Source organism: Gallaecimonas zhanjiangensis (genome assembly GCF_057624825.1).
Genome location: NZ_CM172603.1, coordinates 2402567 through 2424571 on the forward strand (window position 1 = coordinate 2402567; position 22005 = coordinate 2424571).

Genomic DNA, 22005 nt, shown 5'->3' on the forward strand with positions numbered 1-22005 from the left:
GGCCGCCATGGAAAGTGTGTTTACAGGCGAATCTCAGCCACCTCTGTCATTTCAAACCATAGGTGATTGCCTCAAGGACAGGGCCAAGGCGCACCCCAACCGGTTGGCGGTGGTGGTGCGGCATCAAAATATCCGCTGGACTTACCGCCAGTTTCAGCAGCAGGTAGACCGCCTGGCCACAGGACTTTATCGCCTGGGTATCGAGAAGGGCGACCGGGTAGGCATTTGGGCCCCCAACTGCTACCAGTGGTTGCTGGTGCAGTTTGCCACGGCCCGCCTTGGCGCCATCATGGTCTGCATCAATCCCAACTACCAAAAACCGGAGCTGGCCTACGCCCTTAACAAGGTGCAGTGCAAGGCGCTGGTGTGCGCCGAGGGCTTTCGCCACCTCAACTACCAGGCGATGCTGGACGACCTGGCCCCGGAGCTTGCCCGCACCACCTCAGGCAAACCGCTAAAAGCCAAGGCCCTGCCCCACCTTCGCCATGTCATTACCCTCGGCAAGGCCCATAACGGCTACTTGGCCTTTGACTGGCTGATGGCCGATTTTAGCGCCAGTGACCGCGCCCTGCTGGACGCCCTGGAGCTAACCCCTGGCGAGCCTATCAATATCCAGTTCACCTCCGGCACCACAGGTAACCCCAAAGGCGCCACCCTCTCCCACCACAACATTCTCAACAATGCCGCCCTGGTGGGCGAAGCCATGGATCTTGGCCCCAAAGACAAGCTGTGCATTCCGGTACCGCTTTATCACTGTTTTGGCATGGTGCTGGGCAGCCTTCTTTGCGTCACCCGCGGCGCGGCCATGGTGTTCCCGGCAGAAGCCTTTGATGCCGCCAGTACCCTGGCGGCAGTCAGCGAAGAAAAATGCACCGCCCTGCACGGGGTGCCCACCATGTTTATTGCCATGCTTGAGCACCCGGATTTTGCCCAATTTGACGTATCGAGCCTTCGCACCGGGGTGATGGCTGGCGCCACCTGCCCCATGGAGCTGATGAAAAAGGTAATGGGGCCGCTCCATGTGCCAGAAATTCTCATCGCCTACGGCCAGACCGAGTCCAGCCCCATCAACCACATTACCCGCCGTGACGACCCCTTGGAAAAACGCATCACAAGCGTTGGCCGCGCTGGCGCCCACCAGGAAGTCAAACTGGTGGACCCCATGGGCCGCACCGTGGCGCTGGGGGAAAAGGGGGAGATTTGTAACCGCAGCTACTCGGTAATGCTGGGTTACTGGGACGACGCACAAAAGACCGAGGATGCCATAGACAGCCACGGCTGGCTGCACTCGGGGGACCTGGGCATCATGGACGCCGAAGGCTACGTGCAGGTGGTGGGGCGCCTTAAGGACATGATCATCCGCGGCGGCGAGAACATCTACCCAAGGGAGGTGGAAGAGTGCTTCTACCGCCACCCCAAGGTGCAGGAAATACAAGTGTTTGGCATTCCCGACGAGCGTTACGGCGAGGCGGTGTGCGCCTGGGTCCAGGCCCGTAAGGGCCAGAGTCTGAGCCGCGACGAGCTGGTGGAGTTTGCCCGCGAGCAGCTGGCCCACTTTAAGATCCCCAAATACTTCCACTTCGTGGACAACTACCCGATGACGGTGACCGGCAAAATTCAGAAGTTCAAAATGCGCGAGCTGATGCTCGAAAGCCTCAAGGATGCGGTAAAAAGCTAGGGCCACGCGCCCTTTATCATGGCGTTGTCATGGCAAAGTGCTAAGGTAGGCGTTTTTGGCTTTCTGGAAATCTTCCATGCGTAAATCTCTCCTGCTATTGGCTTTTTTAAGCCTCGGCGCCCGGGCCGACTTTGCCATTCCCGGCTATGAACTCATTCACACCGTGCCGGTGGAAACCTCCCTGGCCACCCCGGACCTGCGCGGCCCCACCGAGGTGTGGACCCAGCTGTTCGACAAAGCCCAGCACAGCATCGATATCGCCCAGTTTTATGTCTCCGGCAAACCCGGTGAGCCGCTGGACACCGTCATGGCCCACCTCAAGGCGGCCGGTGAGCGGGGCGTGAAAATTCGCTTCCTGCTCGATAAACACGGCCTTGGCATCTCCGAGCAAGCCACCGTCGAGCAGCTCAAAGCCATCCCCAACCTCACCTTCAAGCTGATTGATTACAGCAAGGTGGGCGGCGGCATCATCCACGCCAAATACATGGTGATTGACGGCAGCGAGGGCTACCTTGGCAGCCAGAACTTCGATTGGCGCTCGCTAAAACACATCCACGAAGCCGGCATTTTGGTCAGCAACACCAAAGTGGCTGGCCAGATGCAGATGATTTTTGACATCGACTGGCAAGCCCAAGCGCTGGTGGCGGCTGGCAAACCGGTACCCAAGCTCAACAACAAGCCGGTACTGGCCGACGAGTCCCAGCAAGACTACCTGGTGGCAAGCCCCAACGCCTTTAACCCGCCTGGCGTCGGCGACTCTCAAAGCGAGCTAGTGCGGCTGATGGCCAAGGCCAAAAAAGAAGTGCTGGTGCAGGTAATGGAATACGCGCCGCTCTCTTATGCCCCCGGCATTCGCCCCTACTACGCGGTGATTGACGACGCCATTCGCGCCGCCGCCCAGCGCGGGGTTAAGGTCAAGCTGATGGTGGCCGACTGGAACACCAAAGAGCCGGAGCTGAGCTACCTCAAGAGCCTGGAAGTGCTGCCCAACGTTGAAGTGAAAATTGTCTCTATTCCGCAAGCCAAAGAAGGCTTTATTCCCTTTGCCCGGGTTATTCACACCAAGGCCATGGATATAGACGATAAAATTGCCTGGGTTGGCACCAGCAACTGGGAAGGCGGGTATCTGGACAACTCCCGCAACCTGGAAATGGTGATGCAAGACCCCAAAATGGCCAAGCGCATCGGCGAGCTGCACAAGCAGCTGTGGGACAGCCCCTACGCCAAGGAGCTGGACATCAACAAAGCCTACCCGCGCCCGCATCCGGGCAGCGAAAAGTAAGCCACAAAAAAGGCGCCCAGATGGGCGCCTTTTTTATCACTGCGTTTATCTAACCACTTAGCGCTTGATGGCCACCTGGGGCCGGCCCGGCAGGCTCCACTCGACGTGGAATTTCTTGCCAAGGGGCTTGTCGGTGCGCTCAAAGGTGTGGGCGCCAAAGTAATCCCGCTGGCCTTGCAGCAGGTTGGCCGGCAGCACCGCACTACGGTAAGAGTCGTAGTAGTTAAGGGCTGACGAGAAGCCGCCGCAGGGAATGCCCATCAAAGTGGCGTTGGCAATGGCACGGCGCCAGTTACCCTGGTAGCGGGTAATTTGCTGGGCAAAGTACGGGGCCAGCAGCAGGTTGGCCAGGCCTTCGTTTTGCTCGTAAGCCTCGGTGATAGATTGCAAGAAGGAGGCGCGGATAATGCACCCAGCCCGCCAAATCTTGGCAATACCGGCAAAATCGAGCTTCCAGCCCTGCTCCTTGGAGGCCATTTCCATCAGCTGAAAGCCCTGGGCGTAGGCACAAATCTTGGAGCAATACAGGGCGTCGTGCAGCGCCTCGATGGCGGCCGCTTTCTCTTCCTGGCTAAGCGCAGCCTTAGCCGGGCCTTCCAGCACTTCGCTGGCGGCAACCCGCTCGCTTTTGAGGCTAGAGATACTGCGGGCAAACACCGCCTGGGTGATGGTCTGGGCCGGGCTACCCACTTGCAGGGCGCCAACCGCTGTCCAAAGGCCGGTGCCTTTTTGGCCGGCGCGGTCAAGAATGACGTCCACCAGCGGCTGGCCGGTTTCGCTGTCCATCATCGCCAGCACTTCGGCGCTTATTTCCATCAGGTAGCTGTTTAGCAGCCCCTGGTTCCACTGGCGGAACACGGCGGCAATATCGGCCGGGCTCATATCAAGGCCAGTGCGCATGATTTGGTAGGCCTCGCAAATAAGCTGCATGTCGGCATACTCAATGCCGTTATGCACCATCTTCACGTAGTGGCCGGCGCCGATGGGGCCGATATAGGTGGCGCAGGGCTCACCTTCTTTTACCGGCTTGCCGGGGGTAAACGATTCGATGGGTTTGCCGGTTTTAGGGTCAACCTTGGCGGCGATGTCCTTCCATACCGATTCGATGCGGGTCCAGGCATAGGGGTCGCCAGAGGGCATCAAAGACGGCCCGAACCGGGCGCCCACTTCACCGCCGGAAACGGCCGTGGAGAAGAAAATAAACTTGCCCTTGTAGTTGGCTTCGCGCTCCAGGGAATCGGTCCACAGGCTGTTACCGGTATCCACCACGATATCGTCAGCACCGATACCGGCATTGATAAGGTGGCGGCAAACGTGGTCAACCGGCTCACCGGCAGGCACCGACAGCACAATCAGCCGGGGCTTGGCCAAGCGGCTTAGCAACTCGGTGTAGGAACGGCAGGCAAAGACCCGCGGCGGCTGCTCGCCTCTTTCTTCGTTGTCCTGCTCGATAATGGCATCGACCTTGGCCTGATCGAGGTCGAAACAGGCGATCTTGTAGCCGTTGTCGGCCAGGTTTAACGTCAGGTTCTTACCCATGACGCCCAGACCGATAAAGCCGATGTCACACATTGAATTTTCTTGGGCCATTAAAAAATCCTACTGTTTGCCAGGGACCACTTTTCAGCTGGGGGCGGATTATACACATTCTGGCGCCGTTGTTTTTTAAATCCCGCCAACCCCTTGTAAAGACAGCTGAGCGGCCACATCCGGGGCCTAAAAGGTGAGGCGCTGTTGCCTTTGTCGCCATTAGCATAGCGACCAAACAAAAAGGGCACCCAAATGGGCGCCCTTTTTGTTTATTCTTCAGCCACATAAGGATGGCTGGCTGGCAAGAATCGCTCATGGCAGGCCATCCTCACGCCCCGTAGCGCCGCCGTCTCGGCGTGGCTTTGATAAAGGGGCTCGGCAAAGTAGCCCATCAGCAAACTGCGCCGCCGCTCGCCGCTGTGGTTAAGGCCGGCGCCGTGTACCAAATCGGCATCAAACACCAGGATATCGCCGCCCTGCCCGCTTAAAACCACGGCCCCGGTTTCATCGCCGCCCCCTTGCCAGGGCCCTCTGTGGCTGCCAGGCACAATGCGGGTAGCGCCGTTATCGGGGCCATAGTCATCCAAAAAGGCAATGGCATTGACGGTATCGCCGGGCCGCTTGGCACTGAAATCACGGTGCAACTGCTGCCAGCCACCTCCTGCCAGCGGCTCGCGCCCCTCCACCTGGGCCAGGAAGAACCGCTCACCAATCAGCTCCCCCACCGCCGCCAATAACACCGGCAACCGGCACAGCGCCATCACCTCTGGCGCCAAATCCACCTGCGCATGGCGCCAATCCCTTCCCCGAGGCACCGGCCACTTCTCAGACGCCATCACCCCCGCCTCAAACACCCTCTGCAATTCCCCAAGCCAATCCCCCGGAATAGCCTGGCGTAATAAGATGTAGCCGTTTTGGTGAAGGGAATTTGGGGGCATGGGGTTGGTAAACCGGAGGTAAGAGTGGGTTTATTGGAAGAGATTAAATCACAGATTAGGTGTTGTTTGATGCCACAGTCACTTGTTAGAAATCACTTACGTCTACGTAGTTAGAACCATTATCTGGTGGTAAGTCGAATTTCATTGGATAAATAAAGCGTTCCACTTGCCCACTCGACTTATGAAGTCTAACTTCAACATCAAACATACCCCATGCCCAAAATGTTACGGAGAACCCGTTGCTCCGCGCTCGCGATGATCTAATTGGGTTCTTAAAGGTAGAATGGAGTTTGTATTCAACTTTTTCTACTTCGCTTAGTTCTTCTGCGGGGCCATCCACCCATATACCCACATGGAAGTACTCCCGACCTCCCTCAGAAAGTCTTTTGTATTTTATTCTTCGCGCAGGGTTCTTTATCAACGTGCTATAGGCTTTCATTCTTCAACCACCCTTCTTGTGAACTCACGGATATCAGCATCATGAGATACTGTCTGCTCCACAAGAGCATCTTCATCTACTCGTTGAACATCAATCTCATTAGGTTGAATAGGAGAAATACTTGAGACAATTAAATTTTTCTCAGCTGCCTGTCTATGCGATGGGGTAACTGCGATATCTGATGCCGTGAGATTCCCCAGGTGTCTATCGAAGTTTTGGAAAACGGTTTGTTCCTCAGCATAATCAACAGCTAAATACAAGCCTCGACAGCGGCTTGCCAAATCTGACTTCAACGATTCTATTTGTTTCCAGGTATCCCAACTTTCCCTCTGCGCCTTTTCTGGACTCAGGGCTTGAGAGATCACAGCTGTTGCAGCTGTGATTACTGCTGGAACCATGGTGAAGTTGTATTGCTGGAATTCAGGAATGGTGGAAATGGCGGTACAAATACCCGAAAAAATCGTTGCGTAGCTTAGGTAATTTGACAGTATGGCCTTGGACTTGTATCGATCATGGTACGCAATACCAAATGCCTCTACTCGTAGCCAGAGCGCTCGACCATCACCAAGCAAGTGGGCAACTTCTTGGTCATTCAACATGTTGATCCTCCATGTAGTAATCCACTCCGTGATTTCTAACGCCCTGTTAAGGTGTGAGCAACGCTATACCTAAGCTTCCGCATACCACCTTAAATACTAAACGCAACGCATAGCAAAAATGCCAAGCGTTGCGAATTGATGTTCACCCGATAAAACGGACACGCAGTTGTGATTAAGCGGCTTGCTCGTACTGTATCGGTGATACGTAATCGAGGCTACTGTGCAGCCGCACCTTGTTGTAAAAATGCTGGATGTAATGGCCCACTTGTTGGCGCAGTGACGCTACCGTGCCGAAGTGATTATCGTGTATCAGTTCGGCTTTGAGCGTCTTAAAGAACGACTCCACTTCTGCATTATCCGTGCATTGCCCTGGGCGGTTTACGCTATGGCGAATACCATATCGATTGAGCCATTCTTGCATCACTTTCGCCCGGGACTCGATGCCGCGGTCGGTGTGCAGTATCAGTCCTGGCTTGGGCTTACGCTGCTTAATGGCTTTATAGAGCGCCACTGTGCTGAGTTCGGTGTTGAGGGTTTCGTGTAGCGCCCAGCTAACGATTTTTCGTGACCACAGGTCCACTATCACCGCCAGAAACACATGGCGGCGACCAAAACGGATATAGGTGACATCGCTTGACCACTGCTGATTAGGGCTGCTGGGTTTTGGCATGTCCAAACGATAATTGGGCAACACTTTGAGCTCGGCCCGGCGCTTGTTCATTCGCCGGTAAACCCGTTCGACACGGGCTTTTAACCCGGCTTCACGCATCAACCTCGCCACCCGTTTGGCGCCAACCCGAATACCTTCTAGGCGCAGAGCGCGGTGTATTTTGGGGCTGCCATAGCGACGCTTTGCCTTCTCAAATACACGGCAGATATCGGCCAGCAGCGCCTGGTCCTGCAATTGACGTTGGCTAGGCTGGCGCTTGAGCCAGTCGTAGTAGCCGCTACGTGAGACCTTCAGCCTGGCACACAGCGCTTTTACCGAGATTTGCCCTTGCTGGCGTTGGATGAAGCGATACCGCTGCGTTGTTCCTCCGCCTGGAAACGCTGCGGCTCTTTTTTAGGATGTCGTTCTCCATTTCCAGCTCAGCTATGCGCTTTTTGAGCTGTTTGACTTCATCCTGCTCTTTGAGCTTGCCCTCGGGCTTGGGGGGCTTGTTGGCCATGCCGTATTTACCTTCACGAAATTCCTTGCGCCAACGAGACAACATGAAGGGGTGAATGTCCAGCGCCTCAGCCACTTCCTTGACGCTGCGGTGCGGTTCATGGCTCCACAGCACGGCTTTTTTCTTGAACTCCAGGCTGTACTGCTGAGTGCGTTTTCCGGTCTTGTAAGCAGGCATCGACTTCCTCTCAGTGAGTTAGCGATGCGTGTCCGTTAAAGCGGGTGAAGTCCAGAGCGAACTTGATGGAATTGTTAGGAGTGTTTGTATGTGCCATTTACGCTATCACCACTGACCTTTCCCAATCAACGGGACGACCATGAGGCCGTCATAAACACGATCCAAAACCAAATATTTCAGCACATCGATATCGGGGGCGGGTTTCAAAATCATGCATATGCGGCATTGCAGCACCTGCCCCAACATTTTTGATGAATTACAGCTTTATCCCACCACTGCCAACACCTATCGCTCTATTAATTTTATCTAGTCCTTTCTGCGTCTCCTTTCTCGCTTCTCTCTCGTAGTGTTGACCGGCATTCTTTATTGTATCGAGAACCACTTGTGCGCCCTTAGCAACTTCCTCGGAGACATTGTTTGCAGCTTGATAAGCATCATCAATTACCCGATTGGCATCCCTAATCGCGTTCTCCGTCTCGCGAGAAAAATCAGCCTCAGCCTTCGCTATTGCAATATTGAGGTCCTGATGTGCCATGCTCACCTCCCGGTCAATATCTTGTAGTGCCTTTTCGGTATTCCCACCGACGTCTTGGATTATTTTATCAGCATGTTTGACCGCCTTAACAAACTCATTGTTCTTACCCGGGCCGTTACGTATATCAGACAATCCATGATTAAAATACTTGTCCAGTTCGTGATTCTTGCCGGGCATAATGGCGTTATCAACAATATAGGTGAGCGCACCGCATGCTTCAGCATTATTGCCAACGGCATTGCATGCATCCCTACGAATATTTTCTATCTGGACACGGAAAAAGTTATTCTTCCCAAAACACCCATCATCAGTACCAAAACCACTCTCCAAGCATTTTGTGACTTCCTTTGCCGCCAACCGGCCCCCAACGCAAGCTGCATACGACTGAGGTCCTGTGGAGGCTGCGCCAGCACACTCAATGAATGTTTGTTGCTCATACGTAAGTTTTTCACCGGCCGCGCAAGCTGCGGCGCCGACATACGATGATGAAGATGCTGCACATGTGGCAAGGCGTAGCGCTTCACGCTCGTTCTCGCCCATATTGCCCTTCGCAGCGCAATTTAGTCGAGCGACATTGTCATCAGCCTTGCTTAAGCAGCGGGCCACCTCAAGCGCAGCTGCTTCATTCTTTCCAAGCCTGCCGTCCACGGCACACATGAATTTATCTTCGTCGCTCTTTGAGTCTGACAAGCATGTCGCAAGCTCTACTGTATCACCGCCGACGCTATCCGCTACGCACTTGGCTCTACCTTTATTGGTCCACGCCTTAGCGAAGCAATTAAGATCGCTGGCGAGCTTCTTCTGACCATCTGTTAGCAGCGATTCACCAAAGCACCCCGCAGCATCCTTCTTGTCAATACATGATGCAATCGCCAATGTCTTCTCATCGCCCTCGTTTAACCTGCTCTTAAGGCAAACCGCCTTCTCGGCTACAGTGGCTGCATCTTGTAGGCACGTATACGACGCTTTCGCCGACTCTAATTCGACGCCAATACGATCTGCTTTAGCCATTACGTCGTCACTAATAATGCAATTCATAAACTGGCTGGTTTTTTCTAAAGCATCCTGCGACGTATCGGAGGCAGCAATATGATTATCCCTTTCGCACTCTGCGGCACGTGACAGCACTGTATTCTTTGTATTCCCAACTGGCTTAGAAGCGCCATTCCTTAACGCTATCGCGGTCTTTACGCTTCGCAGATTACGATACTTCTCTGATTCCGCTGCGTAGGTATCAGCCATTTTAGTGTCCAAGGTTCTGATGATATCTGATTGTTTAAGCTCGGTTTCGATGCCAACAGATTTAAGTATTTCGCGGCGATATCGCTGGAGATCGCTTTCGAAAGCAATCGTTTGCGTCAAAGGTGATCCGTAATAGACCGCATTTCCATTCCAAGCAAAATTTATCCGCCATTTGAATATCCTTTGGTCGGAAAATGTATTTGTGTTACTCTCAAGCGGAGCGAAACGTGCAGGCTTAGGAATACTACGCTCAAATGCCTGCCGGTATGAGCTCAAATAATAATCAACGGTATCAACGAGCTCTTGTTTAGTGCCAGTAAAATGAAACCAGAAACTTGGTTGGGGAATTACAAAAACTGAATAGTCAGTACCATAAGGTAAGGCCTCTGGCTTAAGGAATTTATTCTGAGAGTACGACGCATGAATCCCAAGAAGTCTCATAAAATCTATTCGAGACTTAGCCATTTGCAATTCAAATTGAAGAGAGCGACTCATTCCAGAACCTGTGTAGCAGTTTTCCGGGTACGATATCGAAAACTTTCCTCTTATTTTCCAGCTCTCTGAGCCAATAGGATATTGCAGCTCGTAAAATAATGGGGCCGCACTTTCTTGGCCCTTCTGCGACGTGTCGTTGTAGAACCGGCGTCGCTCCTTTTTAGCTATATCTTCATAAGCATCGACGAATTCATCAATATTGACAGAGCCTATTGAGTTAATAGTATATCTGCTACCGCTAAAGCACACCGTTGTCGCTGATGCAGTCGAACCCGCGGACAAAATAAATATGAACACCAATAGCCTTTGCATATCTATAGTCACCTTATATACTCCACTGGCAATCGACTCGAATTCGACCCTTTGAAAAGCGTTTAATCGATTAATTGACCTGCCTCACGAGCATCCCTTTTGAATAACTCGATCAGTCTATGATCATCTACCGTACACTTCTCTTTCGACTCAAAGTACGAGTGGCATGGGTAGGATGATAAAATTGATTCACAAATATTATCAGATGAATATTTTGTCTTTACATAGCTATCAACGTTACCTGCCACCCACCCAGACGTATCGATATAGACATGGCATCGTGGCTTTTCGTCATCTGCTGAAGCCGAGAAGTTGCTTGCAAGACCAAATAATACGACACATAATTTCAGACTATTCGTCATTGTCAGATCCTTTATATTGCTCATTTCATTAATCCAAAAGCAGAAAAATAATTCACAACAACCCCACTGTACCCAACCTCCTAACGCCCGCTTATGGGGCGCATAAAGGCTTGGCTAAAATTAGGAACGAAGTGACGCAAGCCAAGCTTTTTGCGTCCCATCATAAAGCGTTTGTTAGGTGCTATAACTAGCTCTCCATTGTGATATCTTCGACTTCACCATCTTCGTTAAAAGACACACTTACAACATAGTCGGTAACATCATCTGGAAGTGTAAAATCATAAATTTCTTCATCGTCCCATTTACTGCTTAGAAGTAATAAATCAATCACTTGTGTTTCTGATGGCGTTGAAGTGCCCACATGTTCTTCCCAGTAACTACTCGGGAGTTCCTCTAAATGATGCGAAACAAATTCATCAATTCCGTATTCACCTTGTTCGGTGCCTGCCGATTTTTTTATTGCCTCAAGGGCTTTTGTTTCGTTACTCAACTCTAAACTCCATTATGCACCTAACAGTTTTATTAGCGAGCGCGCTCGCTTTCACTCATATGATCAGTTGGCATTAAAAGCTTAACCCACTGATCCTCCCTTAGATCCTCTTGTAAACACCAAGAGTGACTCCACTAAAGCGAGCGGTCTCGTTTTTATACATGACAAGCGCTCGTCATCATCACATCGGATGAGTTAAATCATATTATTTTTTAATAACTTATTACTGGTCTATCCAGTAATAGCGAGCCCAGTGCGTTGTCACAATAGCCCTGTTGAGATAGGTGCAACAGATACACTGTATATAAAAACAGAAAACGTAAGGGCACACCTTCTAAACGCCCACAACACCAAAACCCTAACGAGGCCACCTGCTCTTTTGCCCGTTAAGTGCAGCGCTTTGCTGGCGGGGCGAGCGCGTTAAGAAATCAGTCCGGTGGACTGATTTTAGCTGGTGAGCCCGAGCGGCTTGTCCGCGATCTGACGTGGAGGGGCAGCTGAGCGCGAGGCCCTGGATGGCCGAGTTGGGCCCAACCACCATGGAGGGTCCGCATCACCTTAGCCATTCGAGAATTGAGTCAGCGGCAAGCGACCAGAAGTAAAGACATCGCGACAAATCTGTCTGGAACAGATTTGCACATCGCTTGCAATGACCCGGAAGGCGAAGACCATGGATGGTCGCAGTCAACATGGGCGGTGCCTTTGGGTAGGCAGCCCTGCTGACTTTGTGCGAAAACAAAGTACCTCGCCTGACGGCGACGACAAGTTTGTCAGGAGCAAACTTGAATATCGTCATGCCGACGATAGCCCATTGGGTGAGGACCATGGACGGTCCAAATAGTCCTCGCGATAAAGAAGCAAGCTGTTAATACAACATCGAGATAATGACTTAATTATCAAAACTTTAAGACCGAGTTGTAAGTAAGCAGCGTGTACGCTACCGCCCTTGAATTGCAGCTTTCAATCCGCTGATAACCGTCCCTGTCATCGTTTTATCGTCCTTGCCCGCCAGCACTTCCTGAGCTGGCGGTTTGCCGCTTGGCCTGCAAACCACTGATAGGCATATAAGCCCTGCAAGCCAAACACATAAGCACAAGCATTAACAATGTAGAAACAAATTAGAGTCTTTGCTCGGCGAGCACCCTGTAAAAAAGGACAGGTTTAGAGGGGGGACACAAAAAATCCGGCCTCAGGGGCCGGATGGGCTAGCTGGTATGCCGCTCTAAAACCCTAAAACCGAAACTGCGCCATCTCGGTGTGCAGGGTTTTGGCGACTTGGGCGATGCCGTCGGCGCCTTGGCGGGATTGGGCGGCGACGGTTGACAGGGCATCGGCGGCTTTTTTGACCTGATCGGTGTTGCGGCTTATCTCGTCGCTGACGGTCTTTTGCTGCTCGGCGGCGGAGGCTATCTCCACAGCTTTGTCGTTGATGCGGGCAATGGCGGCGGTAATGCCATCGAGGCTTTGGCTGACCGATTCGGCGTCGCTTACGCTGCCTGCGGCCAGTTGCCGGCTCTTATCCATGCCCTGCACCGCTTTTTGGGTGCTGGTTTGCAGCTGCTCAATCATCTTTTGAATTTCTTCGGTGGCGGTGTGGGTGCGGTGAGAGAGTACCCGCACTTCGTCGGCCACCACTGCAAAGCCACGGCCCTGCTCGCCAGCCCGGGCCGCTTCGATGGCGGCATTCAATGCCAAGAGGTTGGTTTGCTCGGCCACCCCCTGGATGGTGGTAAGAATGCCGCTTATTTGCTCTGCATGGGCGCTAAGCTCGTTTATCACCACAGTGGAGCTGTCCACTTCACGGGCCAGCGACACGATGGAGTCGCGGTTACGCACCACCAGTTTCATGCCGTCTTTACAGTCGCCATTGGCGGCCATGGCCATGCCAGCCACCGCTTCGGCGTGGCCTGCAACATCGTTGGCGGAGGCGGCAAGCTCATGCATGGCGCTCACGACCGAGGTGATCTCCTGCTGCTGGCGGCCAAGCTCCTGATTGATGGTTTCAACGTTTTCGCGGCTTTGGCTCGATTCTGAGCCCAGATGCCGGGCCGCTTCGGCCACCCGCTGCATGATGGGGCCGATATGCTCGACAAAAGTATTGAAGTTGCGGGCGATAAGGCCCATTTCGTCGTGGCTTTTCACGTTCAGGCGGCGGGTCAGATCTCCCTCCCCTTTGGCGATGTCGTAAAGGGCCTCTGAGACATCCGAGAGCGGCTTTAATAGCCGGGTTACCCCCACCACCGACAGCAATACGAAGATAACCAGCACCGAGCCCCCCGCCAGCAGCGAGTGCAGCAGCAGGTTATCCAAGGAAGCGTAAATCTCGCTGGGGTCCACCAGTGCCACCAGATACCAGTCGCTGCCGGTGACCTTGGTCACCTTGGCGAGCTTCTCGGCGCCATCAAGGGTGACCTCGGTCAGCCCCTTGCGGGCGCTGAGGCTGGCAAGGGCATTGGCTGAAATGCCGCCCACCAGCTCGGTAAAGGGCTTGAGAATGGTGCCGTCCTGGCGATAGGCAATTACCAGGCCTTTGCTGTTTACCAGCATGGCGGCGCCTTTATCACCCAGCGCCATATCCAGCACCGTTTTGACGATATCGTTGATAAAGACATCGCCGCCATAAACGCCACGGCGCTGGCCCTCGCCGTCATGGCCTGGGGTAGCAACGGTTATCACCAGATTGCCGGTGCTGGCGTCCACATAAGGCTCGGTAACCGACATACCGCTGTTGCGCTCGGCAAGCTGGTACCAGGGGCGTTTGCGGGGATCGTACCCTGCCGGCGATTGCTGGTTGTCTGAGTAGTTCATCTGGCCATCGTCGTAACCGGCGTAGGTAACGGCAAAGCCGCCGGCATCGGCTGCCAGGGCCAGAGATTGGTGCAATAGCGCGGCAGTGGGGCTGGCTTTGGCCAGGCTGGCGATGGTGTGGCGTTTGTTATCCAGCCAGGTTTCGATGCGCCCGGCGGCTTGGTCGTTAATGAACACCACCCGGTCCTGGCTCTCCTGCTGAATATTGCTGTGCAGGCGGCTGTAGGTGGAGGCCGTGAGGGTGCAGGTGACAATCAGCACGATAAGGCTGACAAAGGCGAGCAGTTTCTTTTTTAGTGTCATGGGGACATCCAAGTACGCAAACACAATGAACGCGCCTTGTGATGCTGTCCCCACACAGCAGGCGCCGCACTTAACCCGGCTTGGCCGGTAACGAGCCTTTGGCTCTTATTGTTATGGCTTTGTTATCTCAAGGATCGGCCGCCCGGCGCCATACTTTAGCGTTTGATTTAACGGATTTTTGTTGGCGCTGTGATGCTCACCCTATATAGCCTCACAAAGAGAAGGGGTATGTGCTATAGTCCGCCGACTTTTTTTCAAGGACCCTGCCCATGAGCCTGGAAAACCACCTCAATACCCGCAGCCAGGGCCGCTGCGAACTGTGCGCCAGCCAAACCGATCTGGCCCCTTACCTGCTGCCGGCCAGCAGTGGCGACGACAACGACACCCACCTGCTGCTGTGCGCCACCTGCCGCAGCGAAGCCGAAGCCCCGGCAGACGTTAACCACTGGCGCTGCCTGAACGACAGCATGTGGAGCCAGGTGCCGGCGGTGCAGGTGCTGGCCTGGCGCCAGCTCAAGCGCCTGAGCGCCGAAGTGTGGGCGCGGGATCTGCTGGACATGCTCTACCTTGACGAAGCCACCCTCAAATGGGCCGAAGCTGGCCTTGGGGATGACGACGGCGAGCCCACCCTTGATAGCAATGGCAGCCCCCTTAGCGAGGGCGACAGCGTTACCCTTATTAAGGATCTCGAGGTCAAAGGCGCCGGTTTTACCGCCAAGCGCGGCACCTTGGTTAAAGACATTCGCCTGACCAACAACCCCAAGCACATCGAAGGCAAGGTCAACGGCGTGCAAATCGTGTTGGTGGCGGCTTATTTGAAAAAAGCCTGAGAAAAAGCGGCAATAGCCGCTTTTTTTAGGTCTTTTGAGCTGACGCAAGATTGCCCGGCCCCCGGTCGCCTACTATTGCAGGTGACAAAAACACGTGGGGTGCCCTTTGCGACAAACTCAAACCCCAGGGACGACTCGCTTGCGCCAGCCTTTACGGACACTGGCATTGATACTGCTGCTGGCCATCGGCTTTAAGGCCAGCGCCCACCTGCAGCCGCCAGCGCTTTCGCCGGTGTCGCCCACCGCCACCGCCCAGCCCGCAGCGGGCCAAACCTTAAGCGCCACAGTACAAGGCCTCAAAGACAGCCAGCGCCGGCAACTGGCCTTTTTGACCGGGGTATTGGTGTTGCAAGGGTTTATCATCCTGGCGCTGGCCCTGGGTATGCGTTTTTGGCGCAAGCTTCAGGAAGAAAAAGGCCAGTTGGCCCATACCCTGGGCAACGTGCTGGACGCCGCCTCCGAGTTCGCCATCATCGCCACCGACGCCGAAGGGCGCATCACCATCTTTAACCGTGGCGCCGAGAAAATGCTCGGCTACCAAGCCAAAGACATGCTCGGCCAAAGCCCGATGCAGCTGCACCTGGCCTGCGAAATAGCCGAGCGCGCCAAGACCCTCACCCAAGAGCTGGGCCGCCCTGTCAGCGGCTTTGAGGTCTTTGTGGCTGGCGCCCGCCAAAAAGGCAGCGAATCCCAGCAGTGGACCTACATCCACAAAGACGGCCACCGCTTTACCATCACCCTGGTGGTAACCATTCAGCGCGACCACAAAGGCCAGGTAACCGGCTTTTTGGGTATGGCCCGCGACATCACCCGCGAGCAAGAGGCCGAGCAGGCCTTGCGCCAAAGCAAGCAGCGTTATCGCTCGCTGTTTAGCGCCATGAGCGAAGGGGTGGTGATGCAGGACAAAAACGGCCAGATTCTGGCGGCCAATAAGGCGGCGCAAGCCATTTTGGGGCTGGACGAAGAAACCCTTCAGGGCCGCCTGTCAGGGGATTTTCAAACCGTTGACAGTAACGGCAATCCCCTGCCCGGCCACCGCCACCCGGCCATGCAAACCCTGGCCACCGGCGCGGCCTGCCACAACCAGGTAATGGGCCTTACCCAACCGGGCGGCGCCATCCGCTGGTTGTCGGTAAACAGTGAGCCGGTGCTGGGCGATGGCGACAAAGAGCCGCAGGCGGTGGTGGCCACCTTTGTGGATATTACCGAGCGCAAGGCGGCCGAAGACAAACTGCGGCTCTCGGCCAGCGTATTTGCCAACAGCTACGAAGGCATCATGGTGACCGACGCCGCCAACCGCATTGTCGAGGTAAACCCCGCCTTTACCCGCATCACCGGTTACAGCGCCAAGGAAGTGATCGGCCGTTCCCCAGCCTTACTGGCCTCTGGCCGCCAAGACCAGGCCTTTTACCAAAGCCTGTGGGACAGCCTTAACGAGCAAGACGCCTGGCGCGGCGAGATTTGGAACAGGCGCAAATCCGGCGAGGTGTACGCCGAGATCCTCGCCATCTCGGCAGTGCGTGACCAACGAGGCCAGGTGCTCAATTACATTGGCGTGTTCTCAGACATCAACCAAATCAAGGCCCACGAAAAAGAGCTGGACCTTATCGCCCATTACGATCCCTTAACCGGCCTGCCCAACCGCCGCCTGCTGGGCGACTTGCTGGGCCGGCAACTGGCCTACTGCAAGCGCCGCCAGCAAAGCTTTGCGGTGGCCTTTATCGACCTGGACGGCTTTAAACCGGTAAACGACACCTACGGCCACCAAGCCGGGGACGAGCTATTGGTAGAAATCGCCAAACGCCTGAAAATGGCCCTTCGCGACAGCGACGTAGTGGCCCGCCTTGGCGGCGACGAATTTGTGGTGCTGCTAAACGATGTGGCCAGCCCCCAAGAGATGGTGCAGTCCCTGCGCCGGGTGCTGGCGGTTATCAACGAGCCGGTGGATATCGAGGGCAACCTGGTGCAGGTCTCGGCCAGTGTTGGGGTAACCAGCTACCCCGAAGACGGCTCCGACGCCGAAATTTTGCTGCGCCACGCCGATCAGGCCATGTACAAGGCCAAGCAAGCGGGCAAGAACCGCTATCACCTGTTTGACCTTGAGCGCGACAAAGAGGTGACCGGTTATCAAAGCTGGCTTAACCAGCTGCAAGACGCCTTAAACGGCGACCAGTTGCAGCTCTACTACCAACCCAAGGTGGATTTGGCCAGTGGCGAGGTGACAGGCTGCGAAGCGCTGCTGCGCTGGCAACACCCCACCGAGGGCCTGAAGGTGCCTGGGGATTTTTTGCCGCAGCTACTCAGCAGCGACCTTGACCTTCGCCTGGGCCAGTGGGTGCTGGAAAAGGCTCTTTGCCAGCTTGAGCACTGGCAGCAGCAGGGCCTGGCGTTGTCTTTGAGCGTCAATATCAGTGCCAGCCACCTGTTGCAGCAGGACTTTGCCGAGCAGCTAGCCACCTTGCTGGCTAAGCACCCCAGCGTATCGCCGCGCCATTTGGAGCTGGAGATCGTCGAGACCTCGGCCCTGACCGAGCTAGACCAGGCCGCCCTTAACCTCGCCCACTGCAAAAAGCTGGGGGTGCGCACCGCCCTTGACGACTTTGGCACCGGCTACGTCTCCCTTACTTACCTGCGCCGCCTGCCCCTGGACTGCCTAAAGATTGACCAAGGCTTTGTCTCGCAAATGCTCGACGACCCAAACGATCTTTGCATCGTTGAGAACGTGATAACCATGGCTCGCGCCCTAAACCGCAACGTGGTGGCCGAAGGGGTAGAAAGCCAGCAACAGGCCCAAGCCCTTTTACAACTGGGGTGCAGCCAGGTACAAGGCTACGGCCTGGCAAGGCCGATGCCAGCCAATAGCCTTGATTTGTGGCTGGCCAGTTGGCAGCGCAAACCGCGCTGGCGCGCCCAAACCCTGCCGCCCTATCACCCGCAATTGCCGCTGGTGGCCGCGGCCGCCAGCCACCGCCTCTGGGTGGAGCGCAGCCTTGAAGCCCTGGCCCAAGCGAGCAGTGGCAAGCTGGAGCTGAGCTGCCAGCATTGCAGTTTTGGCCAATGGTTCTTCTCGGCTGGCATGGCCCGCTATGGCCATCTAGAGAGCTTTCTCGCCCTTGAAGCGCTGCACGAGCAAAGCCACAGCGCATTGCAACAGCTTGTGGAACAACAGCAACAAAACCCTGAAGCGAAGGTCAACCCGCAAGGGCTCTTTGACGCCCGCGACCGGTTGCTCCAGCAGATTGGCCGCATTACCGAGCAGTTGGCGAAGACCCAGCAGGTTGGCTGAGGGAATCGGCCAGCCAGTTACTGAAGGCCAGCAGCCGCTTGGAGAGGTGGCGCCGGTGCGGGTATAAGAGCCACAGCGGCATCGGCGGCGGCACATAGTCGGCCATAATGGCCACCAGCGGCGCCATGGCCTGGCCCGGCAACACCGGCACCTGAATAATGCCAAGCCCCGCCAGGCAGGCCTGCTGATAAGCCTCGGCAGAGTTGACGGTAATGCGGCTTGGCATCGCCACCGCCACCAGTTGCCGGCCAGCCACATAATCAAAGCTGCCCTCGCCCGCTCCCAGCACCTGGGCGTAATTAATCAGGTAGTGGCCGCCAAGCTCGTCGGGATGCAAAGGGATGCCGTGGCGCGCCAGGTAATCGGGGCTGGCCAGGTTTTGATGCTTAAGATCCGCCAAATGGCGCGCCACCAGGCCCTCGTCTTGTACCGCCCCGCCCCGCACTACCGCGTCAAACCCTTCGGCCACCACATCCACCCGCCGGTCAGTGCAGGACAGCTCGATATCCAATTTAGGGTGGGCGTCCAAAAAGGCGCCAAGCCTTGGCAGCACATGCTTGCGGGCAAAGCCGGTGGGCATATCGATGCGCAGCACGCCGCTTAGCTCGGCCTCCTTGGTGGTAAACAGGCTTTCAAGATCCTGCATTTCGTCCAGCATCAGCTGGCAGCGCCGGTAAAACTGCTGGCCGTCGTGGGTCAGGGTGACGCTGCGGGTAGTGCGCTGCAACAGCCTAGCCCCAGCCCACTGCTCCAGCTGCGCCACCCGGTTGGACACATGGGTTTTAGATAGCCCCAGCACCAGGGCGGCCTGGGTAAAACTGCGAAGCTCGGCCACCCGCACAAAGATGTGCATGGCACTGAGGGGATCTTGCATGGCTTTTGTCCGCTATTAACTAACACTGCATGCAGTATGCCTTTATTTATCCACCTGGTGACAACCAATAAGCTGGGCACCGTTAACTTACCGGAGCCAAAACCATGCACCACCATCCCATTGCGCTTATCACTGGCGGCAGCCGGGGCCTTGGCCGCGACACCGCCCTGACCCTTGCCAAACGCGGCATCGACATCATCATCACCTACCACAGCAACCAACAGGCCGCCGACGCCGTGGTAGCAGAGGCAACCGCCTTGGGCGCCAAGGCGCAAGCGCTGCAACTGGACACCAGCAACATCCACGCTTTTGGCGCATTTAAAAGCCAGCTGAGCGCCCTGCTTGCCAGCAGCTGGCAAGGCCGGCCCCTTAACTATCTGGTGAATAACGCCGGCACCTCCCTTCATGTCCCCATGATGAGTGCCAGTGAAAGCCAGTTCGACGAGGTGATGAACGTCCATGTCAAAGGGGTGTTCTTTTTAACCCAGGCGCTGGTGCCGTTGATGGCCGATGGCGGCGCCATTGTGCACATATCGAGTGGCCTGACCCGCTTTACCCTGCCCGGCAGCGGCCTTTATGGCGCCATGAAAGGGGCGGTGGAAGTGCTGAGCCGCTACTGGGCCGCGGAGCTGGCCGCGCGGCAGATCCGCGTTAACACCCTGGCACCGGGGGCCATTGCCACTGACTTTTCCGGCGGCATGGTGCGGGACAACCCCGACGTACACGAAAAGGTGAAAGGCTTCACCGCCCTTGGCCGGGTTGGCCAGCCAGAGGACATTGGCAAAGCCGTGGCCATGTTGTTGTCAAACGACAGCGGCTGGATAACAGGCCAGCGCATTGAAGCCTCGGGCGGCATGGTGCTGTAAAAACAAAGGCCGCTGCTGCGGCCTTTTTATTTTATCGCCCTTTACTGCTCATTGATGCTCTGCCAGCCGTCGCGGCCCACCACCAAATAGGCGCAGTAGCGCGATTTATACGGCGCTTTTACGTCAAAGCCGGGCTCAAGGCTTGCAAGGCTAAGGTTGTAGCCAAGGTAGTGCACCGCCCCTTGGTCCTCGCTGTAGATAAGAAAGAGGGCCGGGGAGAAGTCGCCTTTTTGCACCGTCAGCCTCAGCTGGCCCTGGCAGGATTTACCGGGGGCGCAGCGCGGGTCGACCCCGATATCGTCAAAGCTCACATGCAGATCTTCCCCCAGCACCGCCACCTGCTGGCCAAGGGCCAGGGCAAAGCGCCCCAAGGGGACCTCGGTGCGGGTATCGGCCAGGCAGCCACTGATGGCGGGCTTGGGCGCAGGGGGCGGCGCCGGGGGTGGCGGCGTCTTGGCAACGGGGGGCGGCGTTTGGCTACAGCCAAACAAGAACAGGGCAAACGCAAGCAGGCAATGAGCTTTCATGATGATTTTCCAAGCATTCCTTTGGCTTTTAGCCTAGTAAGCTTGCCATCATTTGCCTACTTTTCAGGCATCAAAGCGGGCGCGGCGGCCTTTTAACAAAAACAGCGCCACGGTGGCGGTCACCAAAGACAGCGCCAGGCTGACCGCCAAACCGGCCATCACCGCACTTAATGCCAAGGCGCCGCTTTGGATATGCAGCCAGGAGCCCGGAAATTGCAGCGCAAGGGCGATCACCACTGTGCCAAGGGCCACCGCCGGCCGCTCGCGGCCTTGAAAGTAGCGGCCATTGGCCCGGCAAAACTGGCGCCCGGCAGCGAGGGTCGCCAGCAGCTGGACGATGATGCCAAGGGAAAAGCCGCCTTTAAATCCAAAGACAACAGCCGCCACCACAAACAGGGCCAGCAGCCCCAGATAGTAGAGGGTAAAACGCACAAAAAGCCCGGTGAGGGTCATGGTTGGTCCTTGTCGCGGCGCCGTGCCTTGGCCAGATACTGGCCCGGGGTAATACCGATAACCGCTTTAAAATCATGAATAAAATGAGCCTGATCGCTAAAGCCACGGGCCAGCGCCGTGTCCAGCAGCGCCAGGCCTTGTTTGAGATCTTGGCGCACCAGGGCTACCCGCTGGATGCGGCTAAATTGCTTGGCGGTCAGCCCCACCTGCTGCTTGAACTGCCTCTCCAGCTGGCGCTGGCTAAGAGGGATAGGCGCCATCAACTCGGCAAGATTGCGCTGGCCCTGGTGCGTGGTAATGGCCGCCAGCAGCTGCTGCACCGCAGGCTTTGGCGCCGGCGCTTTGCCAAGGCGCGCCAGCAACCAGTGCTCCAAAAGCCCTTGCTGCTTGTCGGTCGCGATAAAGGCAAGGGCGTCGGCCAGGGCATTCAAATCCAGGCCCGGCAAGGCCTGGGGCGCAAAACCTGCCAGCTCGTTAAGGCCCATTCCTAAAAAGGCGCTGCCCATACCCGGCACAAAGCGCACCCCCAATAAATCCACCGTTGGCCCCAGTTCAAGGCGGGTGCTGGTTAGCACCGGGGCGCTGACCAAAGCCGGCGGCGCCAGGGATTGGCCGTCAAAGAGCAGCGGCTCGGCAAAATTAAAAATCAGCCCCGAGCCGCCGTCTGGGTGCAGCATTTGCAGCGGCAACCCCGCCCCCGATGCACTTTTTAGCCACCAAAAACCCTGCACAAAGCTCGCCAGCGCCGGGCACGGCGGGCGCTGCGTAAAACCGCTAAGGGCAGGCAGATTGGCGGGGGTAACGGGCATA

General features: G+C 56.0%; 18 protein-coding genes. 5 read left to right on the forward strand and 13 right to left on the reverse strand.

Translation table 11 applies throughout. From position 1 onward, the window contains the following. Window positions 1-7 precede the first annotated feature (7 nt). Together AC22G1_RS11445 and AC22G1_RS11450 are read left to right on the forward strand one after the other, a co-directional pair. Entirely contained in the window at window positions 8-1678 is a 1671-nt protein-coding gene (locus AC22G1_RS11445; protein ID WP_487313496.1) for an AMP-binding protein, read from the forward strand. A gap of 76 nt (window positions 1679-1754) precedes the next feature. Continuing rightward, complete coding sequence (locus AC22G1_RS11450; RefSeq protein WP_487313497.1) at window positions 1755-2960, forward strand: phospholipase D-like domain-containing protein; 1206 nt, start codon at window positions 1755-1757, stop codon at window positions 2958-2960. 57 nt (window positions 2961-3017) lie between these two features. Here AC22G1_RS11450 and gnd read toward each other — a convergent pair whose 3' ends face one another. The 9 genes from gnd to AC22G1_RS11495 form a co-directional block, all read right to left on the reverse strand. Beyond that, window positions 3018-4532 carry an NADP-dependent phosphogluconate dehydrogenase gene (gene gnd, locus AC22G1_RS11455; protein ID WP_487313498.1) on the reverse strand — a complete coding sequence of 505 codons (1515 nt, stop codon included), beginning with the start codon at window positions 4530-4532 and terminating at the stop codon, window positions 3018-3020. A gap of 227 nt (window positions 4533-4759) precedes the next feature. Continuing rightward, window positions 4760-5428 carry a phytanoyl-CoA dioxygenase family protein gene (locus tag AC22G1_RS11460; protein ID WP_487313499.1) on the reverse strand — a complete coding sequence of 223 codons (669 nt, stop codon included), beginning with the start codon at window positions 5426-5428 and terminating at the stop codon, window positions 4760-4762. An 85-nt stretch (window positions 5429-5513) separates the two neighbouring features. After that, window positions 5514-5867, reverse strand: coding sequence for a pYEATS domain-containing protein (locus AC22G1_RS11465; RefSeq protein WP_487313500.1), 354 nt, complete (start codon window positions 5865-5867; stop codon window positions 5514-5516). Further along, window positions 5864-6466: a hypothetical protein gene (locus tag AC22G1_RS11470; protein WP_487313501.1), complete on the reverse strand. Its 603-nt coding sequence runs from the start codon at window positions 6464-6466 to the stop codon at window positions 5864-5866. The genes AC22G1_RS11465 and AC22G1_RS11470 overlap by 4 nt, the downstream gene beginning before the upstream one ends. Window positions 6467-6638: 172 nt before the next feature. After that, window positions 6639-7478, reverse strand: coding sequence for an IS3 family transposase (locus tag AC22G1_RS11475; RefSeq protein WP_487316718.1), 840 nt, complete (start codon window positions 7476-7478; stop codon window positions 6639-6641). Beyond that, window positions 7414-7812, reverse strand: a complete 399-nt coding sequence (locus AC22G1_RS11480) for a transposase (RefSeq protein ID WP_487313502.1) — start codon at window positions 7810-7812, stop codon at window positions 7414-7416. Before AC22G1_RS11480 ends, AC22G1_RS11475 begins: the two co-directional genes overlap by 65 nt. Before the next feature lie 256 nt (window positions 7813-8068). Next, entirely contained in the window at window positions 8069-10396 is a 2328-nt protein-coding gene (locus tag AC22G1_RS11485; protein WP_487313503.1) for a hypothetical protein, read from the reverse strand. 549 nt (window positions 10397-10945) lie between these two features. Then, a complete protein-coding gene (locus AC22G1_RS11490) occupies window positions 10946-11248 on the reverse strand; it encodes a DUF2004 domain-containing protein (protein WP_487313504.1) in 303 nt (100 codons plus the stop codon). A gap of 1230 nt (window positions 11249-12478) precedes the next feature. Continuing rightward, window positions 12479-14359, reverse strand: coding sequence for a methyl-accepting chemotaxis protein (locus AC22G1_RS11495; RefSeq protein ID WP_487313505.1), 1881 nt, complete (start codon window positions 14357-14359; stop codon window positions 12479-12481). A 269-nt stretch (window positions 14360-14628) separates the two neighbouring features. On the opposite strand from AC22G1_RS11495, the gene AC22G1_RS11500 reads away from it, so the two are divergent. Together AC22G1_RS11500 and AC22G1_RS11505 are read left to right on the forward strand one after the other, a co-directional pair. Next, window positions 14629-15189, forward strand: coding sequence for a PhnA domain-containing protein (locus AC22G1_RS11500; RefSeq protein ID WP_487313506.1), 561 nt, complete (start codon window positions 14629-14631; stop codon window positions 15187-15189). Between the two features lie 166 nt (window positions 15190-15355). After that, the gene (locus AC22G1_RS11505; RefSeq protein ID WP_487313507.1) at window positions 15356-18475 is read left to right on the forward strand and encodes an EAL domain-containing protein; all 3120 of its coding nucleotides are present in this window, start codon (window positions 15356-15358) and stop codon (window positions 18473-18475) included. Here the strand turns inward: AC22G1_RS11505 and AC22G1_RS11510 are convergent. Beyond that, complete coding sequence (locus AC22G1_RS11510) at window positions 18438-19349, reverse strand: LysR family transcriptional regulator (RefSeq protein ID WP_487313508.1); 912 nt, start codon at window positions 19347-19349, stop codon at window positions 18438-18440. The genes AC22G1_RS11505 and AC22G1_RS11510 overlap by 38 nt on opposite strands. Window positions 19350-19453: 104 nt before the next feature. Here AC22G1_RS11510 and AC22G1_RS11515 point away from each other — a divergent pair, with 104 nt between their 5' ends. After that, complete coding sequence (locus AC22G1_RS11515) at window positions 19454-20215, forward strand: SDR family NAD(P)-dependent oxidoreductase (RefSeq protein ID WP_487313509.1); 762 nt, start codon at window positions 19454-19456, stop codon at window positions 20213-20215. Between the two features lie 41 nt (window positions 20216-20256). Here AC22G1_RS11515 and AC22G1_RS11520 read toward each other — a convergent pair whose 3' ends face one another. From AC22G1_RS11520 to AC22G1_RS11530, 3 genes are all read right to left on the reverse strand, one after another. Beyond that, window positions 20257-20742 (reverse strand): hypothetical protein, encoded by a 486-nt coding sequence (locus AC22G1_RS11520; RefSeq protein WP_487313510.1) that lies wholly within the window; start codon window positions 20740-20742, stop codon window positions 20257-20259. Window positions 20743-20805: 63 nt separating this feature from the next. After that, window positions 20806-21195 carry an ABZJ_00895 family protein gene (locus tag AC22G1_RS11525; RefSeq protein ID WP_417358739.1) on the reverse strand — a complete coding sequence of 130 codons (390 nt, stop codon included), beginning with the start codon at window positions 21193-21195 and terminating at the stop codon, window positions 20806-20808. Next, window positions 21192-22004 (reverse strand): helix-turn-helix domain-containing protein, encoded by an 813-nt coding sequence (locus AC22G1_RS11530; RefSeq protein ID WP_487313511.1) that lies wholly within the window; start codon window positions 22002-22004, stop codon window positions 21192-21194. Before AC22G1_RS11530 ends, AC22G1_RS11525 begins: the two co-directional genes overlap by 4 nt. Between the last annotated feature and the right edge of the window lies 1 nt (window position 22005).

Excerpts from the sequence above, each read along its gene's own strand:
- AC22G1_RS11525 (WP_417358739.1), bottom strand. The coding sequence starts at position 21,195 with ATGACCCTCACCGGGCTTTTTGTGCGTTTTACCCTCTACTATCTGGGG.
- AC22G1_RS11530 (WP_487313511.1), bottom strand. The coding sequence starts at position 22,004 with ATGCCCGTTACCCCCGCCAATCTGCCTGCCCTTAGCGGTTTTACGCAG.
- AC22G1_RS11480 (WP_487313502.1), bottom strand. The coding sequence starts at position 7,812 with ATGCCTGCTTACAAGACCGGAAAACGCACTCAGCAGTACAGCCTGGAG.
- AC22G1_RS11465 (WP_487313500.1), bottom strand. The coding sequence starts at position 5,867 with ATGAAAGCCTATAGCACGTTGATAAAGAACCCTGCGCGAAGAATAAAA.
- AC22G1_RS11450 (WP_487313497.1), top strand. The coding sequence starts at position 1,755 with ATGCGTAAATCTCTCCTGCTATTGGCTTTTTTAAGCCTCGGCGCCCGG.
- AC22G1_RS11485 (WP_487313503.1), bottom strand. The coding sequence starts at position 10,396 with ATGCAAAGGCTATTGGTGTTCATATTTATTTTGTCCGCGGGTTCGACT.
- gnd (WP_487313498.1), bottom strand. The coding sequence starts at position 4,532 with ATGTGTGACATCGGCTTTATCGGTCTGGGCGTCATGGGTAAGAACCTG.
- AC22G1_RS11470 (WP_487313501.1), bottom strand. The coding sequence starts at position 6,466 with ATGTTGAATGACCAAGAAGTTGCCCACTTGCTTGGTGATGGTCGAGCG.
- AC22G1_RS11510 (WP_487313508.1), bottom strand. The coding sequence starts at position 19,349 with ATGCAAGATCCCCTCAGTGCCATGCACATCTTTGTGCGGGTGGCCGAG.
- AC22G1_RS11460 (WP_487313499.1), bottom strand. The coding sequence starts at position 5,428 with ATGCCCCCAAATTCCCTTCACCAAAACGGCTACATCTTATTACGCCAG.
- AC22G1_RS11500 (WP_487313506.1), top strand. The coding sequence starts at position 14,629 with ATGAGCCTGGAAAACCACCTCAATACCCGCAGCCAGGGCCGCTGCGAA.
- AC22G1_RS11445 (WP_487313496.1), top strand. The coding sequence starts at position 8 with ATGGAAAGTGTGTTTACAGGCGAATCTCAGCCACCTCTGTCATTTCAA.
- AC22G1_RS11520 (WP_487313510.1), bottom strand. The coding sequence starts at position 20,742 with ATGAAAGCTCATTGCCTGCTTGCGTTTGCCCTGTTCTTGTTTGGCTGT.
- AC22G1_RS11495 (WP_487313505.1), bottom strand. The coding sequence starts at position 14,359 with ATGACACTAAAAAAGAAACTGCTCGCCTTTGTCAGCCTTATCGTGCTG.
- AC22G1_RS11515 (WP_487313509.1), top strand. The coding sequence starts at position 19,454 with ATGCACCACCATCCCATTGCGCTTATCACTGGCGGCAGCCGGGGCCTT.